Source organism: Spiroplasma citri (genome assembly GCF_001886855.1).
GTDB lineage: Bacteria > Bacillota_I > Bacilli_A > Mycoplasmatales > Mycoplasmataceae > Spiroplasma > Spiroplasma citri.
Map to the genome: position 1 here is coordinate 409,139 of NZ_CP013197.1, position 21,487 is coordinate 430,625.

Annotated in this window: 20 protein-coding genes; 19 read left to right on the forward strand and 1 reads right to left on the reverse strand. The window is 28.3% G+C overall.

The features are described 5' to 3' along the window. Nucleotides 1-27: 27 nt before the first annotated feature. Nucleotides 28-291, reverse strand: coding sequence for a hypothetical protein (locus SCITRI_RS11120; protein WP_237238032.1), 264 nt, complete (start codon nucleotides 289-291; stop codon nucleotides 28-30). Nucleotides 292-743: 452 nt separating this feature from the next. On the opposite strand from SCITRI_RS11120, the gene SCITRI_RS02225 reads away from it, so the two are divergent. The 19 genes from SCITRI_RS02225 (at nucleotide 744) to SCITRI_RS02300 (ending at nucleotide 21,474) form a co-directional block, all read left to right on the forward strand. Beyond that, on the forward strand, nucleotides 744-2,627 hold the full coding sequence (locus SCITRI_RS02225; protein ID WP_071937050.1) for a prolipoprotein diacylglyceryl transferase: 1,884 nt from the start codon (nucleotides 744-746) through the stop codon (nucleotides 2,625-2,627). 46 nt (nucleotides 2,628-2,673) lie between these two features. Further along, nucleotides 2,674-3,198, forward strand: a complete 525-nt coding sequence (locus SCITRI_RS02230) for a ferritin (protein WP_071937051.1) — start codon at nucleotides 2,674-2,676, stop codon at nucleotides 3,196-3,198. A gap of 182 nt (nucleotides 3,199-3,380) precedes the next feature. Continuing rightward, the gene (locus SCITRI_RS02235) at nucleotides 3,381-3,590 is read left to right on the forward strand and encodes a hypothetical protein (protein ID WP_071937052.1); all 210 of its coding nucleotides are present in this window, start codon (nucleotides 3,381-3,383) and stop codon (nucleotides 3,588-3,590) included. A gap of 311 nt (nucleotides 3,591-3,901) precedes the next feature. After that, nucleotides 3,902-5,431 carry a ribonuclease Y gene (rny, locus tag SCITRI_RS02240; protein ID WP_071937053.1) on the forward strand — a complete coding sequence of 510 codons (1,530 nt, stop codon included), beginning with the start codon at nucleotides 3,902-3,904 and terminating at the stop codon, nucleotides 5,429-5,431. Nucleotides 5,432-5,517: 86 nt separating this feature from the next. Then, on the forward strand, nucleotides 5,518-6,876 hold the full coding sequence (ffh, locus tag SCITRI_RS02245; protein WP_071937054.1) for a signal recognition particle protein: 1,359 nt from the start codon (nucleotides 5,518-5,520) through the stop codon (nucleotides 6,874-6,876). Nucleotides 6,877-7,023: 147 nt separating this feature from the next. Then, nucleotides 7,024-7,236, forward strand: coding sequence for a hypothetical protein (locus SCITRI_RS11125; protein WP_237238033.1), 213 nt, complete (start codon nucleotides 7,024-7,026; stop codon nucleotides 7,234-7,236). 72 nt (nucleotides 7,237-7,308) lie between these two features. Further along, nucleotides 7,309-7,680, forward strand: a complete 372-nt coding sequence (locus tag SCITRI_RS11130) for a hypothetical protein (protein WP_237238034.1) — start codon at nucleotides 7,309-7,311, stop codon at nucleotides 7,678-7,680. A gap of 276 nt (nucleotides 7,681-7,956) precedes the next feature. After that, nucleotides 7,957-8,196, forward strand: a complete 240-nt coding sequence (locus SCITRI_RS11135; RefSeq protein WP_237238035.1) for a hypothetical protein — start codon at nucleotides 7,957-7,959, stop codon at nucleotides 8,194-8,196. A gap of 125 nt (nucleotides 8,197-8,321) precedes the next feature. Beyond that, nucleotides 8,322-9,047: a UMP kinase gene (pyrH, locus tag SCITRI_RS02255; protein ID WP_071937055.1), complete on the forward strand. Its 726-nt coding sequence runs from the start codon at nucleotides 8,322-8,324 to the stop codon at nucleotides 9,045-9,047. Then, the gene (gene frr, locus SCITRI_RS02260) at nucleotides 9,048-9,596 is read left to right on the forward strand and encodes a ribosome recycling factor (protein ID WP_004028567.1); all 549 of its coding nucleotides are present in this window, start codon (nucleotides 9,048-9,050) and stop codon (nucleotides 9,594-9,596) included. It abuts the gene before it with no gap. Nucleotides 9,597-9,657: 61 nt separating this feature from the next. Continuing rightward, nucleotides 9,658-10,365: a polyprenyl diphosphate synthase gene (gene uppS / locus SCITRI_RS02265; protein ID WP_071937056.1), complete on the forward strand. Its 708-nt coding sequence runs from the start codon at nucleotides 9,658-9,660 to the stop codon at nucleotides 10,363-10,365. Then, on the forward strand, nucleotides 10,346-11,434 hold the full coding sequence (locus SCITRI_RS02270) for a phosphatidate cytidylyltransferase (protein ID WP_071937057.1): 1,089 nt from the start codon (nucleotides 10,346-10,348) through the stop codon (nucleotides 11,432-11,434). Before uppS ends, SCITRI_RS02270 begins: the two co-directional genes overlap by 20 nt. Nucleotides 11,435-11,437: 3 nt before the next feature. Beyond that, nucleotides 11,438-12,580 (forward strand): 1-deoxy-D-xylulose-5-phosphate reductoisomerase, encoded by a 1,143-nt coding sequence (gene dxr, locus SCITRI_RS02275; RefSeq protein ID WP_071937058.1) that lies wholly within the window; start codon nucleotides 11,438-11,440, stop codon nucleotides 12,578-12,580. A gap of 39 nt (nucleotides 12,581-12,619) precedes the next feature. Further along, nucleotides 12,620-13,969, forward strand: coding sequence for an RIP metalloprotease RseP (gene rseP, locus SCITRI_RS02280; RefSeq protein ID WP_071937059.1), 1,350 nt, complete (start codon nucleotides 12,620-12,622; stop codon nucleotides 13,967-13,969). A 24-nt stretch (nucleotides 13,970-13,993) separates the two neighbouring features. Continuing rightward, on the forward strand, nucleotides 13,994-18,355 hold the full coding sequence (locus tag SCITRI_RS02285) for a PolC-type DNA polymerase III (RefSeq protein WP_238336040.1): 4,362 nt from the start codon (nucleotides 13,994-13,996) through the stop codon (nucleotides 18,353-18,355). Nucleotides 18,356-18,414: 59 nt separating this feature from the next. Then, nucleotides 18,415-19,299 carry a GTPase Era gene (gene era, locus SCITRI_RS02290; protein ID WP_071937061.1) on the forward strand — a complete coding sequence of 295 codons (885 nt, stop codon included), beginning with the start codon at nucleotides 18,415-18,417 and terminating at the stop codon, nucleotides 19,297-19,299. A gap of 10 nt (nucleotides 19,300-19,309) precedes the next feature. Beyond that, complete coding sequence (locus SCITRI_RS11140; RefSeq protein WP_237238036.1) at nucleotides 19,310-19,468, forward strand: recombination protein O N-terminal domain-containing protein; 159 nt, start codon at nucleotides 19,310-19,312, stop codon at nucleotides 19,466-19,468. After that, entirely contained in the window at nucleotides 19,432-20,055 is a 624-nt protein-coding gene (recO, locus tag SCITRI_RS02295) for a DNA repair protein RecO (RefSeq protein WP_237238146.1), read from the forward strand. The genes SCITRI_RS11140 and recO overlap by 37 nt, the downstream gene beginning before the upstream one ends. A 51-nt stretch (nucleotides 20,056-20,106) precedes the next feature. Then, the gene (locus tag SCITRI_RS02300; protein WP_071937062.1) at nucleotides 20,107-21,474 is read left to right on the forward strand and encodes a glycine--tRNA ligase; all 1,368 of its coding nucleotides are present in this window, start codon (nucleotides 20,107-20,109) and stop codon (nucleotides 21,472-21,474) included. The last annotated feature ends 13 nt before the right edge of the window (nucleotides 21,475-21,487 follow it).

Sequence of the window (21,487 nt, forward strand, 5' to 3'; positions counted from 1 at the left end):
TAACACCTAACGAAAAGGCGTTATTTTTTATTGTGCCGTTAATAACTTTGTTATCAATTTTTCTTCTAAACTACTAACTTGAATTAAACTTTGTTGCAATAAATTATTTTTTTTCGGATTTTTACTAAAGCTAGTGAAATTTAGTTCTGGGATAATTTTAAAATTATTACTTATTTCATCTAAAATAACTTCATCTTTTCAAAGAACACCAATTGCAATTCGGTAATATTCATTATAATCTAATTGATTAAGGAAAAGACTAATACTAATAGCACCAGCTTTAATCAACATATAAAGAATAATTGTTATTACTAACAGTGGTAAAGGTAAATATATTAAATAAAATGTGAATTCAGGGTCATAATTATTAGCAATAAAGGTAAGAATAATGCCAATAATTAAAGCAGTAGTAAAAAAATAAGATTAATGAACTGAAAATAACATCAATAATAATTGATTTACTCCAAAAACTAGTAATTTTTCGATAATGATTTTGTATGTGTTCTTGATGAAGTGCATTAATTTTATTAATTGCTGGTTCTGATAACGCAGTGCTAGTCATTTGTTATTTCACATCGCTTTCTAAAAGTAATATTGTTTTAAATAAATTATAGTTTAAAAAAATTAAGATTACAATTAAGTCCTAAAAATAAATGGACTTTTTTGTTTGAACTTGGTATATAATAATTATGCATTGTTTTATAATTTAGAAATTAAAAACACTTAAGGAGTGAAAAAAATAAATGAACAGTTTACTATTAACAAGTGGACCACCAAATCCAGGATGAATTACACCAACTAATACGCCACATAATATTTTAGCAACATATGGTGGGTGAATTCATATGTATGCTGTTTTTATTACATTAGGAATGATTTGCTCAGTTTTAGCATGTTTTATTCGACTAAAATTAAAAAAAGTTCCAATTGAACCATTAATTTGATCAATTTTTGCTATTATTCCATTTTCATTATTTGGAGCTAGTTTTTTTGGAAAATTTAATAATGATGTTAATCATCCTTGAGTATTAGAACCAGGTGATGTTCCATTTTGATCTTTATTTGCGTTTTGAAAAGCTGGAATGAGTATTCATGGTGGTGTTTTATTTGGAACAATTACTGGTTTAATTGTTTTTGGCATTGTTGGTCGAAAAGCAAAAGTTTCACTTTGAGTTTATACTGATTGCATTATTCCAAATATTTTATTAGGACAAGTATTAGGTCGTTGAGGTAATTTTTTTAATCATGAATTATTAGGAAGTATTACTTCCTATGATTCATTACGCTGATTACCAGCTTTTATTCGTGATAATTTATGACAGTGGGATGGTTTATCACCAGAAACAAATAAACTTGGTGAAATTGTGTTTCGCCAACCAATCTTTTTATATGAATCATTCTTTAATTTCTTAGCATGATTATTTATTACTTTTTTTATTCCTGTTGCTGGACAATTATTTAGTAAAAAGCCATGAAAAAAAGATGCAAAAGAATATCCTTTTGATTTAAAGTATAATTTTATTCATTTTTTTAATCGAAAATATATTAAACCCGATAAACTGACTTGAAAAGAAGTTTGAGATAAAGCATATTTTAACTATATACCAAACCAAAAACAATTAGATGAAATGGTTAAAAGAAATGAACAAGCGGATAGTTTAAAGGAAGAATCTGGTTTTACAAATAAAATTAAAAAATGATGACATAATGATAGTGCTGCATTAACAAAATTAAATAATCCAGGGCGTTATGCAATTACACGCAGTGGGGTTCAAACTGGTTTTTATTTCTTTTTATGAAATTTAATTCGTTTTATTTTAGAAACACAACGTGATGATGACACAAGTTTATTTATTAAAAGTCATCGCACTCTAGATTATACGGTCTTAATTTTAATTGCTCTGATTGGTTTAGGATTAGCAATTTATGCCCAATGAGGAGCACCTAAAAAATTCCGTAAGAATGGATTTATGTATGAAAAAGAATATGTTGATTTTCATAGCTTGCAAACATGAAAATTTGAGAAATATTTAAATAATAATATTGTTATTGGCGAAGACAATTACATTGATAAACTACCAACAGTCATTAAAATAAAAGTAATGGAATTCTTAGGATATCAAGTTGAACCTTTTGAAAAATATTTTGAATTAAAATATGTTAAAACAAGTGAACACGAAGGAAGCAAAGATGAAGTTATTAATTATAGTTTTAAAATAGTTTCATTAGCAACAGCAAAGAATAAATTTATTGATGAATTAGTTGTTAATCAAACTTTTAAATTTAATTTAAGTAAAATTTTACAACAAACAACATTAGAATTATCAAAACCTGATAATAATAGTTATTTTACCTTAACAAAGAAACAATTGGGATTATTATTAAATGATATTATTCATACTTCTGAAAAGACAAGTGAAATTAAAACAAGTTGGCATCAATTTTATCCTCATATTAATGAACAAAAAACAACAATTTTTAATCTTGATTTTAATGATTTAATTGCTTTTGATGAATTAAAAATTAATCCAAAACCTAAAAAAATTGAAATATCAAAATTCCAATTTAAAGAAAATAAATTTTATTACTTTAATAAAAAGATTTATTTTAAATTAAAATGAAAATAATTAACTTTTAAGAGTGTACAATAAGAATAGAAAGAGAGAAGAAGTTATGTTAACAAAAGATATTGAAAAAGATTTACAACATTATATTGATGAACACATTAAAATGCAATTCTTTTGCTATAATTTGAGTTCAGCCGCTGATAAATTAGGTTTTCCTGGTTTTAGCCATTATTTCCAAGTTCAAGCACAAGATGAAGTTTTACATCAACGTCGAATTATGAATTTTGTTTTAGACCGTGATGGTCATTATCAAATTAAAAATATTGCTGAAGAATATAAAGATATTAAAAATATTATTGAATTAATGGAAACCTATCAAACAAAACGGGCATATTTTGCTGAATTAACAAATAAATTAGCACAACATGCCAATAACGTTGGTGATTTAGTTACTTATAAATTTTATGATTGATTTATTATTGACTTTTATGAAGAATTAGCTGAAGTAAAAGACATTATTGAATGAATTAAAATGTCAAACAATAATTATTATGAAATTGATCGAAAAATGGGAACAAAAAAAGAACCAGATACTTTAACAGTTATTAACCCTTTTAGCCCCCATGCATAAAAAATGTTTTTTCTTTTTAAGAAAAAACATTTTTTAAATTTGTAAATTGTAAATGCAAGTGCAACAAATCCTATTAATTAAATATTGGTATATTTTATATAGAAAAAAATTATTTTCTAATTTTCTAATATAAAATAATGCTATCTTAGTTAAACTAAGACAGAAAGATGTGTGAATTTAAAATGAAAAAAATTTTAAGTTTATTAAGTATGTTAACAGTTTCTGGTGCACCAATTTCAACATTAAGTGCGATGAGTCCATATGATTCAAACAAACAATTAGAATCTTTAACACTAAAAATTCAAAAATTTGAGCAAACAAAAAATAATTTAGAGAAAGAACAAACAGAATTACAAAATAAAATTAACGAATTAGTTATTATTCCATACTAAAAAATAAGTGCAATATGAATATGTTAAGTAAAATAGACATATTCAATAAGAGCACTTTTTTATTTTAAATAGATATATAATTATGAAGTTAAAATTGATTAAAATTAAGTCAAAAGGTGATAAAATAATAAAAAAATATTAAAATATAGGCTTAAAATTAAAAAATATTCTTATAAAATCAAAATATTACGCGAAAATTTTTCTAAAAGAGAGTATAATGATATGTGGCAATGATTTCATTGCTAATATTCCACTTATATATTTACAATTAATACTTCTTACTTAATCTTTTAAGTAAAGGAGAAATAATTATGCAAATACACATATGAGTAATTATCATTATTGCTGTTGCAATAGGCTCTTACTTTCTTGGATATTTATTTGAAAAATATTTAAGATTTAAATTAATCAAAAAAACAAAATTAAAAATTAAACAAGCTGAAGAAAAAGCAAAAAAAATTATTAACGCTGCTAAAGCAGATGGACGCGTTGAAGCAGCACAAATTAGACAAGAAATGAAAGATGAATTAACTCGCAAACGTGAAGAATTTTTAGCGACCGAAAAATTTTTAGTAGATAGAGAACGTTTAATTGTTGAGAGAGAAGAAGTATTAAATGGCAAAGAGCAAGAAGTGTTTCGCAAGAAAGAAGAATTGCAAGGAAAGATTAACTATTATCAAGAAATGGTAGAACGGAATCTTCATCAACTTGAAAAAGTTGCCGGATATTCACTTGAAGAAGCAAAGGATGTTCTTTTTAAAAAAATAGGTGATCGGTATCAAAAGGAAATTGGTGAATTTTTACGAAATGTTGAAAATACTGAAAAAATTAATGCCAAACAAACAGCCATTAACATTATTACTACTGCAATTGAACGTTATGCAGCAAAAGTTGTGGCAGAAAAAACAACAACTTCAATTTATTTAGAAGACGATAATATGAAAGGACGAATTATTGGGAAAGATGGTCGTAATATTCGTACATTTGAAATAGCTGCAGGGGTTGATTTAATTATTGATGATATACCTAATGTTGTCCAAATTTCATCTTTTAATCCAATTCGCCGGGAAATTGCAAAAAAAACTTTAGAAAAATTATTACTTGATGGTCGAATTCAACCAAATCGGATTGAAGAAACAATCAAATTAGAACAAGAAGAAATTAAAATGACAATTCTTGAAGCAGGAAAAGAAATTGCAACTGAATTAGCAATTGATAATTTAGATATTGAATTAATTCGTCACTTAGGAATTTTAAAATATCGAACTAGTTATGGTCAAAATGTCTTGTTACATTCTGTAGAAGTAGCAAAATTAGCAGCAATTATGGCTAGTGAACTGGGGTTAGATCCATCAATTGCAATGAGAGCTGGGCTATTACATGATATTGGAAAAGCAGTTGATTTTGAAAATGAAGGAAGTCATGTTACCTTAGGTATCCAAATTGCAACAAAATGTAATGAACATCCAATTATTATTAATGCAATTGCTTCGCATCATGGTGAAGTACCAATAACTAATCCTTATTCTGTTTTAGTATCAGCTGCTGATACTTTATCAGCTGCTCGCCCAGGTAGCCGTAATAATACTGTTGAAAATTATATTGCTCGAATGAATGAGCTAGAAAAAATTTGTCAAACAGTACATGGTGTCCAATCAGCTTATGTTTTACAAGCAGGACGACAAATTCGAGTTATTGTTAATCCAATTATTAATGACGATGCTCGTACTCATAAAATTGCTCTTGATATTAAGGAAAAAATTAAACAAGCAAAAACAATTCCTGGTGATATTGTTATTACCGTTATCCGTGAATTACGAGTCACTGAAACTGTTATTTAAAGAATAAAATTTTTATTCTTTTTTATGTTAGTTTTAGTATAATTAATAAGAGTGATTTTGTTATAAAAATTAAAGGAGAAAAAAATATGATTGGAGATTTTTTAGCGAATCGATTGAAAAAATCAATTGAAAAAAATATGAAAAAATCAACTTTAACAACTGATGCCATTACTGAAACAATGCGTGAAATTCGATTATCATTATTAGAGGCGGATGTGAATAATGAAGTAGTTAAAGATTTTATTAAAGCTGTTGAAACTAAAGCTCGTGGTGAATATATTCTTGATGGATTAAATTCAACACAAATGATGGTAAAAATTGTGCATGAAGAATTAGTTAATATATTTGGAAAAACAGCCAAAGAATTATCGTTTGCTTCAAAACCAACAATTATAATGATGGTTGGTTTACAAGGAAGTGGTAAAACAACCACAACGGGGAAAATTGCTAAGTTAGTTGAAAAGAAATATCACAAAAAACCGTTATTAGTTGCTTGTGATATTTATCGACCAGCAGCGATTGAACAATTAAAAACAATTGGGAAAAATTTAAATATTGAAGTTTTTGAGCGCGGAATGCAAAACCCAATAACAACTGCGCAACAAGCAATTACTTATGCAAAAGACAATAAAAATGATGTTATCTTAATTGATACAGCTGGACGTTTACACATTGATGCTGAGTTAATGCAAGAATTAAAAGAAATTAAAAATAATATTACCCCAGATGAAATTCTTCTAGTTGTTGATGGAATGACAGGGCAAGACATTATTAATGTTGCAACTGAATTTAATCAGTTATTAAAATTAACAGGAGTAATTGTTACAAAATTAGATGGTGATGCTCGTGGTGGGGCTGCTTTGTCAATTACACATTTGACAAAATTACCAATTACTTTTATCGGAACCGGAGAAGGAATGAGTAATTTACAAATCTTTTATCCTGATCGAATGGCTGATCGAATTTTAGGAATGGGAGATGTTCAAACCTTAGTTGAAAAAGCAAAAGATGTGTTAGATGAACGTGATATCAAAAAAACAATGAATCGAATGATGATGGGACAGTTTGATTTGCAAGATTTATTAAACCAAATGCGTCAAATTTCAAAAATGGGTAAAATGGGCGGAATTATGAAATTGTTACCTGGAATGCCAAAACTAAGTGATGAAAAGATTGCTGATGCTGAACGAAAATTAAAAATAACTGAGGTATTGTTATCATCAATGACAGTGAAAGAACGCCGTGAACCACGGTTATTAAAACATTTATCACGAAAAAATCGCATTTTAAAAGGCTCAGGACGAACTGAAAAAGAATATAATGAGTTAATTAATCAATTTGAGAAAACAAAAAAACAAGTTGATGAAATTGCTCGGCAAATTAAATCAGGGCGTATGCCAAATATTCCTGGTATGGGTGGTTTAAGCGGAATGGGTTTTAATTAATCTATTTTAAGAAAACTGTTTTTTAAACAGTTTTTATTTTGTAACAAAAAAATAGTGTTGTTTTAACAAAATTATTTCTAAATGATAAAATGACTATACAAAATTGAATACTATAAATTATTAAAATATTTAGAAAAGGAAAAACATATGAAAGAAAATAGCAAAAAATTGTGAATGATTAATTCAACATTATTTTTAATGGTAACGGTTTTTGTCAGTTTTATTCTATATGTCTTATATATTGGTTATTTAAGTCCAAGACCACTTGAGTTAGGGACAATTGTTACTAATCCTAATTTAAAAACCCTTAAAACTAATGGTTTACATGTTCGAAAAAAATTCATATTAAAGAAAAACTAAAGCAACAATTTCCGAATTTGAATATTAATAAAATAAAAATTAAAGATAAGATTAGTTCTTCTTCGGCAACACTTGTTTCAAGTAATTTTTCGTTTTATCGGGGGTCATTGATTCTTTATTTATACTGTCTATAAATCAATTGCTAATCATATTGATTTAAATCATCAATATGTTCCAAATAAAACTTGAGTACAAAATCGGGGTTATCGGGGATTGTGAATTAGTAATAATATTGCAACAAAACTTGAACAAAATTTAACAAATGCTTTTTTAAGTCCGGCGAATTATACTAATTTGCCATTTTATGATCAAAAAACATTTATTTCTTATGATGAATTATTGGCATTTTTAGATGAACCGGTTCGTCGTTCTTGGCAACAATTTATTAATCATTATTGTGCAACTTATCAAAATATTAAAAGAAATTATTACATTATTTTATAATATTTGTGCTTTTCTTTGAACAAAACAAGAAATTAATAAAGTTTTAAGTTCTGTTATTATTAAAGATGGACAACTTTTAAAAACAAAGGCCTATACAGATTCAAACACAATCGTCAAATTGAAATTGCAAATGATCTAGTAAATTGTAATTATGAAGAGATATGAAATTGTAATTGAGTTGAAGGTGGAATTTCACAACAAAGTATTTTTTATACTCTATGTCATGAGTTAGGGCATTTACTGCATTATCGTTATAAATTAGATTATAAAGTTAATGTGATTGAACAACTAAAAACATTTTTATTAAAAAAAATTAATAACTTTCAACAGCAACAAAGTTTAACAAAAGAAAAGATTTTTCAATTATTTCATCTTAGTAAATTTTCATTTAAAGATAATTTTGAATTTTTTGCCGAAGGGTTTGTATATTGACTTTTAACAAATGATGCTTTAAAAACAAAAACATGAGAATTTTGACATGAGTTTTTAACATCTTATTTGCCAAGTTTAACTTAATATTAATTAGTTTTATTTGAAAGATAAATTAAATTTCTTCACTAATTTGTAATTTTATTTTGATTATTTGTTAAAACAATTTATAATGTATTAGAATAAAATAGAAAAAGAGAGGAAAAGTTATAATGGCATTACAATATAAGCGAGTTTTACTAAAATTATCTGGTGAAGCATTGGGCAATTCTGATGATTTATATGATGCGAAAAAAATTTATGATATTGCAAAACAAATTGTTAAATTGCAAAAAGAAGGATTACAAATTGCTATTGTTGTTGGTGGTGGTAATATTTGACGCGGTAATCGTGCTGATACAATCAAAATGAATCCAATTAGTGCAGATTATATGGGGATGCTAGCAACGGTAATGAATGCCTTAGCATTAGAAGCTGTATTAAAGAATGAAGGTAGTCAAAATGTTGTCGTAACTTCAAAAATTCAAGTTCCTGAAGTTGCTTCACCATATTTATTTAAAAAAGCAAAAGCTGCTTTAGAAAAAGGGGCAATTGTTATTATGGCTGGGGGAACTGGTCAACCAAAGTTTACAACTGATACAGCAGCAACAATTAGAGCAATTGAAATTGATGCCGATGTTATGCTAATGGCAAAAAATGGGGTTGATGGGATTTATGATAAAGATCCTCGCCACAATGCCGATGCAGTTCGCTTCGATAATATTAGTTTAAATGAATTACAAAAAAAACAATTAAAAGTAATGGATTTAACAGCATCTAGTTTAGCAATGGAAGATGATGTTAAAATCGTTGTTTTTGATATTAATGAACCAGATAATATTTATAAGGCAGTACATGGTAATGCTCGTTCAACGATTGTTACAGGAGGGAAAAAATAAATGTCACAAGAAGTTATTAACCAAACAAAAGAAAAGATGGAAAAAGTAATCGTTTCATTTGAAAATGAATTAATTAAAATTCGTACTGGTCGTGCAAATCCAAATATGTTATCACATATTATGATTGATTATTATGGAACGCTAACGCCAATTCAACAATTGGCTAATATTATGGTGCCAGAAGCACGACAATTAGTTATTAAGCCATATGATCGTTCAATTATTAATTTAATTCTAACAGCGATTAATAAAGCAGATTTAGGTTTAACACCAAGCTCAGAAGCGGATTTAATTCGGTTAAACATTCCTCCGCTAACTGAAGAACGCCGTAAAATGCTGGTTAAGGAAATGTGAAAAGCAAGTGAACAGTTTAAAGTAGCAATTCGTAATGAGCGACGAGATAGTAATGAACATCTTAAAAAAGATTCTGATTTAACTGAAGATGATAAAAAATACTATGAAGGGGAAGTACAAAAATTGACTGACCAATTTATTAAAAAAATTGATGAAAAGGCAACCTTAAAAGAAAAAGAACTAATGGAAGTTTAAAACTTTCATTTTTTTATGAGTCTCGGTATAATTAACAAAACGGGGAAGAAGGGCATAATAAATGAAAATACCACAACATATTGCAATTATTTTAGATGGTAATGGTCGTTGGGCAACTAAGCAAGGGTTAGAACGAACAGTTGGACATGAAGAAGGAGCAAAACGAATTAAAGATGTAGCACTAAAAGCAAATGCTCTTGGTGTTAAGTATTTAACTATTTATTGTTTTTCAACTGAAAATTGAAAACGAAATGCACAAGAAGTTACTTATTTAATGGCAATGCCAGAACGATTATTAAATAATAAACAAGTTAATAATTTTAAGAATGAGAATATTGTTTTAAATCATATTGGTCGCCGTACAAAAATGCCACCAAAAACATTAGCAGCAATTAATAATGCTATTTTACAAACAAAAGATAATAATGGAATGGTGTTAACATTTGCTTTTGACTATGGAGCGATTGAAGAATTATTAACAGCAATTAATCAAATGCTAGTTAAAAAAATAACAAGCATTGATGAAAAAACATTATTTCAACATTTATATACTGCAGATTTACCTGATGTTGATTTAATGATTCGATGTGGTGGTGAACAACGTTTAAGTAATTTTTTATTATTGCAAAATCGTTATGCTGAATTATATTTTACCAAAGCATTTTGACCAGAATTTGATGAAAATGCTTTAACTGCAGCAATATTAGATTATAATAATAGAAATAGAAGATTTGGAGGAATTGAAAGTGATGAACAATCAGGAAGATAATGTTCTTGTGAATGAAAATGAAACATCGACAGAAAAGCACAATTTAACAAATAACGTATCAAAAAATAAGGAACATAAAGGAATGTTTCAAAAAAAATATGTTGCTCGTCATATTACATTTTATTCGTTATTAGTTTTTTTAAGTTTATATTTATTCACAGGAGCAATCGCAACAGAATGGCATAATAATGTTCCACATATTGAAATTGCTAATTATGTTTTTATTGGAATTAATGCTGTTATTTTAGGCTTAGTTAACTATGAAATTTTGCGATTAGTTGGGGGAACAAAGTGACCAATTTATACGCAAATTATTACATATTTATTGATAATTTTTTTATTTTTGTTTCCAGCTGAATCAATTGCAAATGAATATGGTGGAATTGGAGCAATTAATTATCCGTTTTATACGTTATTAAATTGAAATTGATTAAAACCTTGAATTATCTTTGTTATTTATTTATGTGCTATTTTAGGATATTATTGTTTAGTATTTAGTTCAAAAGAAATTACTTTTGGTAAAATGACATTAGTTTTAATTTTTACCTTATATTTAACTTTTGCTTTAAAAGCAATGAATAAATTTATGTTAAATCCTGCTTATGGTTGAAGTAGCGTAGTTTGATTAGCATTAATTATTATTTTAACTGATACTTTTGCTTTTGTTGGAGGTGTTACTTATGGAAAGCATAAATTAGCGCCAACAATATCTCCAAACAAAACATGAGAAGGAGCTGTGACAGGAATAATCTTAGCAGCAGGAATTGCAATTACTTATGCAATTTTAATGTTTCATTTTGCAACTAGTAACCATTGGGTTTTTAACTTTTTCTCAAATGATAATGATAAAAATGTCATGCGTTATGTGATTTATATTTTATTAGTATTTGTATTAAGTATTTTATCACAATTGGGTGATTTATCATTTTCTTGAATTAAACGTCGTTATAATATTAAAGATTTTAGCAATTTATTACCTGGGCATGGTGGTGTTTTAGATCGTTTGGATTCATTTTCATTAGTCTTTTTTGTAATGTTTATCATTTCCAATATAGTATTACAACGATAATTTATGCAAAATATTATTATTTTTGGCGCTTCTGGGAATATTGGTCAACAAGCGTTACAAATTATTGAATCAAATCCAAATGATTTTCAAATTACAGCTGTTAGTATTTATCATAATGTTCCAACTCTAATTAAGATTTTAGAAAAGCATACCACAATCAGGATTGTTCATCTTGGTGATGAAACCCAAGCTATTTTAACAGCACAATATCCAAATATAACTTTTGTAACCGGAGAAACGGGAATTAATGCAATGTTAGCTGCTTTTCCTACAGCTTTAGTTTTAAATGCAATTAGTGGTTTTGCAGGATTATACCCAACATTACAAACTTTATATGGAAAAAATCGTACTTTATTATTAGCAAATAAAGAATCATTAGTAGTGGCAGGGGATTTAATTAACAGTTTATTAACAAAAAATAATAATCAATTATATCCAATTGATTCTGAACATTGTGCTATTTTTCAATGTTTAGAGCAAACCAATCCGTGTTCAGAAATTATTTTAACAGCTTCGGGAGGGATGTTTGCTAATAAAACATTAACTGATTTAAAAACGATTGATGAGCAACAAGCATTACAACATCCAACTTGAAAAATGGGACAAAATATTACCATTGATTCTTCAACAATGGTAAACAAAGGATTGGAAATTATTGAAGCTTATCATTTATTTAAAACTTCGAAAATTACTGTTGTTTTACATCCACAAGCTATTTTACATTCTGCCGTACAATATGCAGATTATTCAATTATTGGCCAATTATCAAAGCCTTCAATGTTACAAGTTTTAAATTATTTTTTATATTATCCAACTCGAAAGAATAGTTCTTTCTTAAAACCATTAAATTTTGAGGAATTAATAACTTTAACATTTCAAAAAGCTGATTTATCACGTTGAAAAGCACTACAGTTAGCCTATCGTTGTTTGAATAAAAATAATTCATTAGCAATTGCTTTTAATGCAGCAAACGAAGAATTACGTTCTCTTTTTGTAGTCGGAAAAATTAAGTTTTATCAAATTGTGGATTATATTGAATATTTTATGGACCAAATTAAGCCACAAAAATTAGTTAATTATCGTGAAATCAAAGAATTAAATGATATCATTAAAAGAGATATTATTAATTATTTTTCTGAAAAATAATGTTATTCTAAATAAAAAAAGTAAGGAGTTAAGAAATAAATGTCAGTAGGAATGGTAGTTTTAGGTTTTGTAATTGGGGTTATAATTTTATTAATGTTGGTTACAATTCATGAATTTGCACATTTTATTATTGCGAAATTAGCGGGAGCTTATGTTTATGAATTTGCAATTGGTTTTGGTCCCAAAATTTTTTCTTGAGGGAAAAAAGAAACCCGTTACTCAATCCGAATTTTTCCTTTTGGAGGGTATGTCTATATTGCGAGTCAATTAGTTGATCCACCAAAGGGGCGTGAAGAGGAACATGTTCCTGAAGAACGAAAAATGGAAAATATTGCAAAATGAAAACGATTAATTTTTATTGTAGCAGGAGCTTTAATGAATTTTTTTATTGCTGTTTTTATTTTTACCACAACTTTTGCAGCATTAAGTTATAAACCATCTGATATGACATATTGAGGAGCTAAATATGATTCGAATGGTGCAGCATATGCTGCTTTTGCAACTAGTGGTCAAAATGTTGCCCAAGATATTGTGATTTTAGATTATTGATTAGGACCTAGCAAAGAAAAACTTAAAGTAGCACAAGAATATTATCGTGATCAAGAGCAGGATAAACCTGATAATAACCAGAATCATATTTTAGCAAGTCACTTGGGAACAGTAGATAAGATTCCAACTTATTTAACAACAGTTTCTAATTTTATTAAAAATTTAAAACAACAATATGATAATAGTGATAACGATAAAAAAATTAATTATATTATTATTGGTTTTGCTCGTGTAAATAGTAAACAAGAAGTTACAATTGCTGCAGATGGTCATTTATTTTATACGGAAGCAGTTGAATTAACAAAAACAAACAATACTTATACAGTTGGAATTAGATCTCCTGATCGTCAGTTTGCTTCAACTGCGCAAGCATATGGATATGGTTGAGGAGAAACCTTTAGACAATCAGTAACAATTTTAAAATCATTTGGGTTATTATTTACTGGCCAATGAGGGCAATTATCTGGTCCAGTTGGAATTGCTAAAACAGTTTCTTCAATGTTAACAGAAGGGCCAGCACTTTTCTTTATGTATGTGGCAATGTTATCCGCTAATTTATTTGTTTTAAACTTAATTCCAATTCCACCATTAGATGGTTATAAGTTTTTTGAAACATCAATTGAAGGAATTGTTGGTGGAGTGAAACGTCTAAATGGTCGTATGAGAATTTGAAAAAAAATTTATGATCCAGCGCAACAAAAAATATTATTAGAAGAATATCAATCAAAAGACCAAAAATGACAGTTACCACATAAAACAAAGATTATCATTAATGTGACGGGAGCAATATTGTTTATTTTATTATTTATTGGAATAACAATTAAAGATGTCTTTTTTTAAGCAGAAAAGCTAGGTGAGGATTAGATGATGGACCAACAATTGATAAAACTATTTACAGCAAATAATTTAGAATTTACAGGAAATTATTTTGATGATGCTAAAGTCATTAAAGCAGAATATAGTACTAGTGAAGGTTTTTTTCGTGTTGTTATTGAAATTAATGATTTTTTACAGCCAGAAGTTTTACTAAAATTAGAACAAACTTTATTAGAAAATCAAAAATTACCCACAAAGATTTCTTTACGGGTTCGAAAAGAACAATATGAATTAGCAACTATTTTTAGTTATTTAGAATATATTCGGTTAAATAAATCGGAATTAAAAAATAGTTTTTTTAGTAAATTATCCCCAGAGCGATTCGCTTTAACTGATAATATTTTAAAAATTACTGTTCATTCAGAAAGTGAACAAAAATTAGTAGGTGAGCATTGTAATTATTATCAAAAAAAACTTCGTTGTTATGGTTTTAGTGATTTACAATTAGCTCTAGTGATTGATTTACGGGAAAATAATATTTTAGAAATTAATGAACAAGAATTAATTAAATATCAAGAAACAGCGCAAAAAACAGAACAGTTAATTTCAAAGCCAACAAATGGGGCTAATTCTGTTCTAAGAGAACCGAATAGTTATCATAGAGCAAAAATTGGAGAAGCAAGTTATGAACGATTAATTGATATTGACCAAGATGTTCCCAATGTTACAATTTATGGAAAAATTTTGAGTAAAGAACGGCAATTAATTTCAACAAAAAAATTTATTTATGTAATAACAGTTACTGATTATAGTGATACAATTGGCGCAAAGTTTTTTACTCGAACAGAACAACCAGATGATTTTATTGAAGAATTAAAAACTAATGAATGAGTTAGTCTTTTTGGTGATATTCGGTATGATACTTATGCGAATGAACAAATGTTTTTTATTAAAAAAATTTCTCGTTTAGATCACGAAGACTTGTATCGTGAAGATAATGCGCCTGAGAAACGCATAGAGTTACATTTGCATACTAAAATGAGTATTATGGATGGAGTAACAGATCTTGCAATGCTTTTTAAAACATTACAGCATTGGAATCATAAAGCAATTGCTTTTACTGACCATTTAAATGTTCAAGCTTATCCGGAAATTTATAATCTTAATAAGAAATATCCCGATATTAAAGTTATTTATGGTGTTGAAGCAGATGTTTTAGATGATAAAGTATCATATGTTAAAAACCCTCATCACCATAATTTACGAACTGCAAAATATGTTATTTTTGACTTAGAAACAACTGGCTTAAGTAGTGGTTATGATGAAATTATTGAGTTTGGAGCGGTTATCATGGATGGTATTAGTGGTGAACGCCAAATAATTAATCATCTGTTCAAACCATCAGTTAAGTTATCATCATTTACAACCGAATTAACAGGAATTACTGATGAATTATTAGCTGATAAACCAACTTTTATTGAATCAATTGACCAAATTTTAGAATATTTTAAGGATGCAATTTTAATTGCGCATAATGCTGAGTTTGACCTTGGCTTTATTCAATCATGGTTAAAAAAAGCTGGGCGCTCAGAAATTAATAATACAGTAATTGATACTTTACAATTATCACGGATTTTAGAACCACATTTGAAAAATTATCGCTTGGGAACAATTGCTCGTTGTTATAGTGTTATTTATAATGAAGAAGTTGCTCACCGTGGTGATTATGATGCAATTGTTTTAACTGACATTTATGAACATCAACTACGGAAAATGATTAATAATTATGGTATTGAGTTTGATAATGACATTGAGAATATTCATGACCCGGCTGTTTACAAAAAATTGCGACCAAAACATATGGCAATTTTAGCAAAAAATCAGGCGGGCTTATTGGAATTATTTAAATTAATAACTTCTGCACATACTAAATATTTTTACTCATCACCAAAATTATTACGAAGTGTAATTGAACAACACCGTAGTAATTTATTAATTGGGTCATCGTGTGTTAACGGTGATGTTTTTGAAGTGGCACGAAATAAAAATTTATCGGAATTACGAGAAACAATTAAGTTTTATGATTATATTGAAGTTCAACCCCCAAGTGTATATAAACATTTAGTCCAAATGGGTGATTTGTCAGAAGAACGACTATTAACGGTAATTAAAGATATTGTTTTTACAGCAAAAGAATTAAATAAATTAGTTGTTGCTACTGGTGATGTTCATTATCTTAATCCAGAAGATAAAATTTTTCGTGAAGTTTATATTAATGCAAAAGGAATTGGGGGCCGACCACATCCTTTATATGACTATAAGAAACGAGTAACGGATAATCCTGATCAGTTTTTAAGAACAACAATGGAAATGATGAACGAATTTAAGTTTTTAAATGATGATGAATTAATTTATGAAATTGTAGTAACAAATCCAAATTTAATTTCTGACCAAATTGAAAAAGTTGAAATTATTAAAGATAAATTATATACGCCTAAGATTGAGGGTAGTGACCAATTATTAAAAGAATTATGTTATCAAAATGCTTATAAAATTTATGGTAATCCATTGCCAAAAATTGTTGCTTCACGTTTAGAGCGAGAATTAAATGCTATTATTAAACATGGTTTTGCTGTTATTTACTGAATTGCGCATAAATTAGTTGATAAATCATTACAAGATGGTTATTTAGTTGGGTCGCGGGGAAGCGTTGGTAGTAGTTTTGTTGCAACAATGAGTAATATTACCGAAGTAAATCCATTACAACCACATTATTTATGTTCTTATTGTAGTTATAGTGAATTTATTGTTGATGGATCCGTTAAGTGTGGATATGATTTATCAGCTCGTACTTGTCCAAAGTGTCAAAAACCATTAAAGGGGGAAGGACATGATATTCCATTTGAAACATTTTTAGGGTTTGAAGCGGATAAAGTTCCTGATATTGATTTGAACTTTTCAGGAGAATATCAACCAATTGCGCATGATTTTACCAAAGAAATGTTTGGCGAGCGTAGTGTTTATCGTGCGGGAACGATTTCCACAGTGGCAGAAAAAACTGCATATGGTTATGTGAAAGGTTATTTTGAAAGTAAAAATATTTTACATTTAAAACGCCGCGCAGAATTAGAGCGAATTGCTAAGGGTTGTGAAGGGGTTAAACGAACAACTGGTCAGCATCCAGGTGGAATTGTTGTTATTCCAAATGAATATGAAGTTGAAGCGTTTACACCAGTTAATTTTCCCGCTGATGATATAAAATCAAATTGGTTAACTACTCATTTTGATTTCCACGCAATTCATGATAATGTTTTAAAGTTAGATATTTTAGGTCACGTTGATCCAACTGCTTTGCGAATGCTACAAGATTTAACGGGAGTGGATCCAAAAACAATTCCAACAAATGATGAAGCGGTTTTAAGTCTTTTTCGAAGTTTAGATGTTTTAAAAATTAAACCAGAAGATATTAATGGTGAAAAAACTGGCGCAATTGGCATTCCTGAATTTGGTACTTTTTTTGTTCGTAAGATGCTATTAGATACAAAACCTACTTCATTTGCAGATTTAGTTCAAATTTCAGGATTATCACATGGAACAGATGTTTGAATTGGTAATGCCCAAGAATTAATTCGAAATCAAAATATTAGTATCTCAGAAGTAATTGGGTGTCGTGATGATATTATGGTTAATTTAATTTATAAAGGGTTACCTGCTCAAAGTGCTTTTAAGATTATGGAAGATGTTCGTAAGGGAAAAGGTTTAACAGCTGAACATGAGCAATTAATGCGGGATAATAATGTTGAACAATGATATATTGATTCATGTAATAAAATTAAGTATATGTTCCCAAAAGCACATGCAACAGCCTATGTTTTAATGGCATGACGGGTGGCATGATATAAAATTAATTACCCAGTTGAATATTATGCAACATTTTTTTCAACTCGAACAGATGTTTTTGACATTAAAACAATTTTAAAAGGAGCAGAAACAATCAAACAAGTATTAAGAGATATTCAAACTCGGTTGGATAATAAAGATTTTAATGCACCGAATAAACCAACTCAAAAAGAAAAAGATTTAATACCAGTTTATGAAATAGCATTAGAAATGTATGCCCGAGGAATTAAAATGAGTAATATTGATTTAAAAACAAGTCGCAATAAAAATTTTACGGTTATTACAACTGAAAATAATGAAAAAATTATTTTACCACCATTTTCGGCAATTGATGGCTTGGGAGGTGCTGTTGGTGATAGTATTATTAATGCTCGTTATGAAAAACCATTTTTATCAGTTGCTGATTTACAAAAACGAACAAATATTACAAAGGCTCATTTAGAATCATTTGAAGAACTTGGAATTTTAAAAGATTTATCGTTAGATGATCAAATTGCTTTTGAGTTTTAAATAAGATAATTTTTTAAGGTATTTTCCTTTATAATTAGAATAATTAAGAGGTGAGGAAAATGGCAATTAAATCAGGCTTTGTTGCAATTGTGGGTCGACCAAATGTCGGAAAATCAACATTATTGAATACAATTTTAAATAATAAAGTAGCAATTGTAACGGCAAAGGCACAAACAACACGTAACCGGATTCAAGGTATTTATAATGATCAAGAATCACAAATTGTGTTTATGGATACACCAGGCATTCATAAAGCTCATAATGAAATGGGAAAATTTATGAACAAAGTTGCGTTATCAGCAACCAAAGCAGCTGATGTTATTTTATTTTTAGCCCCGGCAAATGAACGAATTGGTGATAATGATCGTTATATTATCAAAGCACTACAAGAGCGAGCAATTCCAATTGTTTTAGTTGTCACAAAAATTGATTTAGTTTCCAAAGGTGATTTAATGGTAAAAATTGCTGAATGAGAAAAAATTCATCAGTTTACTGCAGTCATTCCAGTTTCAGCAGTTAAACATAAAAATCTTGAAACATTATTAATTTTATTAAAAACACATTTAGAAGTAGGACCACAATATTATCCCGATGATATGCTAACTGACCAACCCGAAAAGTTTTTAATTTGTGAAATTATTCGAGAAAAAATTTTGTTATTAACAGAAGATGAGATTCCCCATAGTGTTGCGATTCAAATTGATAAAATTGAAGATCAACCACAACTATTAAAAATTATGGCTTCAATTTGTGTTGAACGTGATTCACAAAAAGGAATTATTATTGGAAAACAAGGGCGCCTAATTAAAAAAATTGGAACGCAAGCACGCTTAGAATTAGAACAAATTTTAGGAACAAAAATATTTTTAGAATTATTTGTTAAAGTAGTTGATAAATGACGGGATAAGCCTTCAATGATTGCTCGTTTAGGATATAACAAATAAAGTTATTAAAATGGCCCAAAAATTAACAGGAATAGTGTTCAATAAACAACCTTATGATGATAATAGTGCCATTGTAACGATTTTGTCAAAAGAATTAGGCAAATTAGCTTTTTTGCCCCTGGAGTACAAAAAATTACATCAAAAAATCAGTATGCAGTACAATTCTTAGCAACAAGTGAGTTTGAAATATTTTTATCATATCATAATAATAAGTTAAGTAAATTAAAAACAGGAAATTTATTAATAACAAGAATTAAATTAGCGCAAAATTATGATGATTATTTATTAGCAACATTAATTTGTGAAATTTCTGAACAAGCGCTGGCTGACCGTCAGCCCGATAATGCATTGTACGAATTATTAACAACAACATTAGATAATTTAGTTGCATGAGAAGATAATTTAAGTATTGTAATTGCTTTTATGTTTCGTACTTTAAAATGATATGGATTAGAATGAAACTTTACAATGTGTAAACGCTGTGGTAGCAAACAACACATTAAAACAATTAGTTTTCTTGAGGAAGGATATCTTTGCAAAAATTGTTTATTACCAAGAGATTATCTTTTTCCAATTGAGTTAGTTAAAGTTTTTAATAGTAATTTTCATACTAATTTTTATTTTCACAATAAGATTAATATAAAAGTGTTAATAATATTATTTAAAATGTTATGTGAGTATTATTTAACAAAAGTTGGAATATTTTCGTGTAGTATTTATGAAATTCGACAAAAATCAATTTATTTTAAAGAATAACATAGTATAATAGTATAATTGAGAATAGAAAAATAAGAAGGAGTTACATTAATGCAATATACATTAGAAGAAGTTGTTAATCATTTAAAAACACAAGGTTTTGTGTTTCAAGGTAGTGAGATTTATGGCGGTTTAGCAAACAGCTGAGATTTTGGGCCGTTGGGGGTTGAATTAGAACGAAATTTAAAAAATTTATGATGACAACATTTTATTACAAAATCAAAATATAATGTTGGTCTTGATAGTGCTATTTTAATGAACAATAATGTTTGAAAAGCTTCTGGGCACCTTGGTAATTTTGCTGACCCATTATTAGACTGTAAAAAGTGTAAAACCCGAATGCGGGTAGATAAACTGATTGAAGATAATTATCCGAAATTAAATTGTGGTGGTTGAAGTAATGAACAATTAGAAACTTTTATTACTGAAAAAAATATTTTATGTCCAAATTGTGGTGGACATGACTTTACTGAAATTCGTCAGTTTGAATTAATGTTTAAAACAAATCAAGGTGTAATTGAAGATGAAAAATCAGTTGTTTATTTGCGACCAGAAACAGCACAAGGAATTTTTGTCAATTTTAAAAATGTCCAACGTTCTTTACGAAAAAAAATCCCTTTTGGAGTTGGTCAAATTGGAAAGTCATTTCGTAATGAAATTACCCCGGGAAATTTTATTTTTCGTACACGTGAATTTGAACAAATGGAATTAGAATTTTTTTATGATAGTAACGAAAAGGTTAATTGATTTGAATATTGAGTTAAAGAAGTAACCAAGTTTTTAGAATTAATTAATTTAAAATCAGAAAACTATCGTTTTCGTGAGCATAATGCTGATGAATTAGCCCATTATGCGAAACGAACTATTGATATTGAATATAAATTTCCGTTTGGAATAGGTGAATTATGGGGGATAGCTGACCGTGGGGATTATGATTTACGTCGTCATAGTGAAATGAGTAAAAATGATTTGTCGTATTTAAATCAAGAAACAAATGAAAAAATTATGCCGCATGTAATTGAACCATCTGTTGGAGTTGGTCGTTTGATGCTAGCTATTTTATATGATGCTTACCATGTTGAAAAGGTTGATGAAAATGAGACGAGAATTGTTTTAAAATTAAGTCCGTTATTAGCTCCGTATCAAATTGCGGTGATTCCATTAAGCAAACAATTAAACAGCGAGACTTATCAACTATATGAAAAACTCTTAGTTCATTTTCAGTGTACTTATGATGAAACAGGAAATATTGGAAAGCGTTATCGTCGTCAAGATGCGATTGGAACACCGTTTTGTGTAACAGTTGATTTTGATACTCAAGAAGACCAAAAAGTTACCGTTCGTAATCGTGATACAATGAAACAAGAACGAGTGGCAATTACTAATTTAGAAAGTTATTTCACCGCAGCATTAAAATAATTAAAAGGAGTGA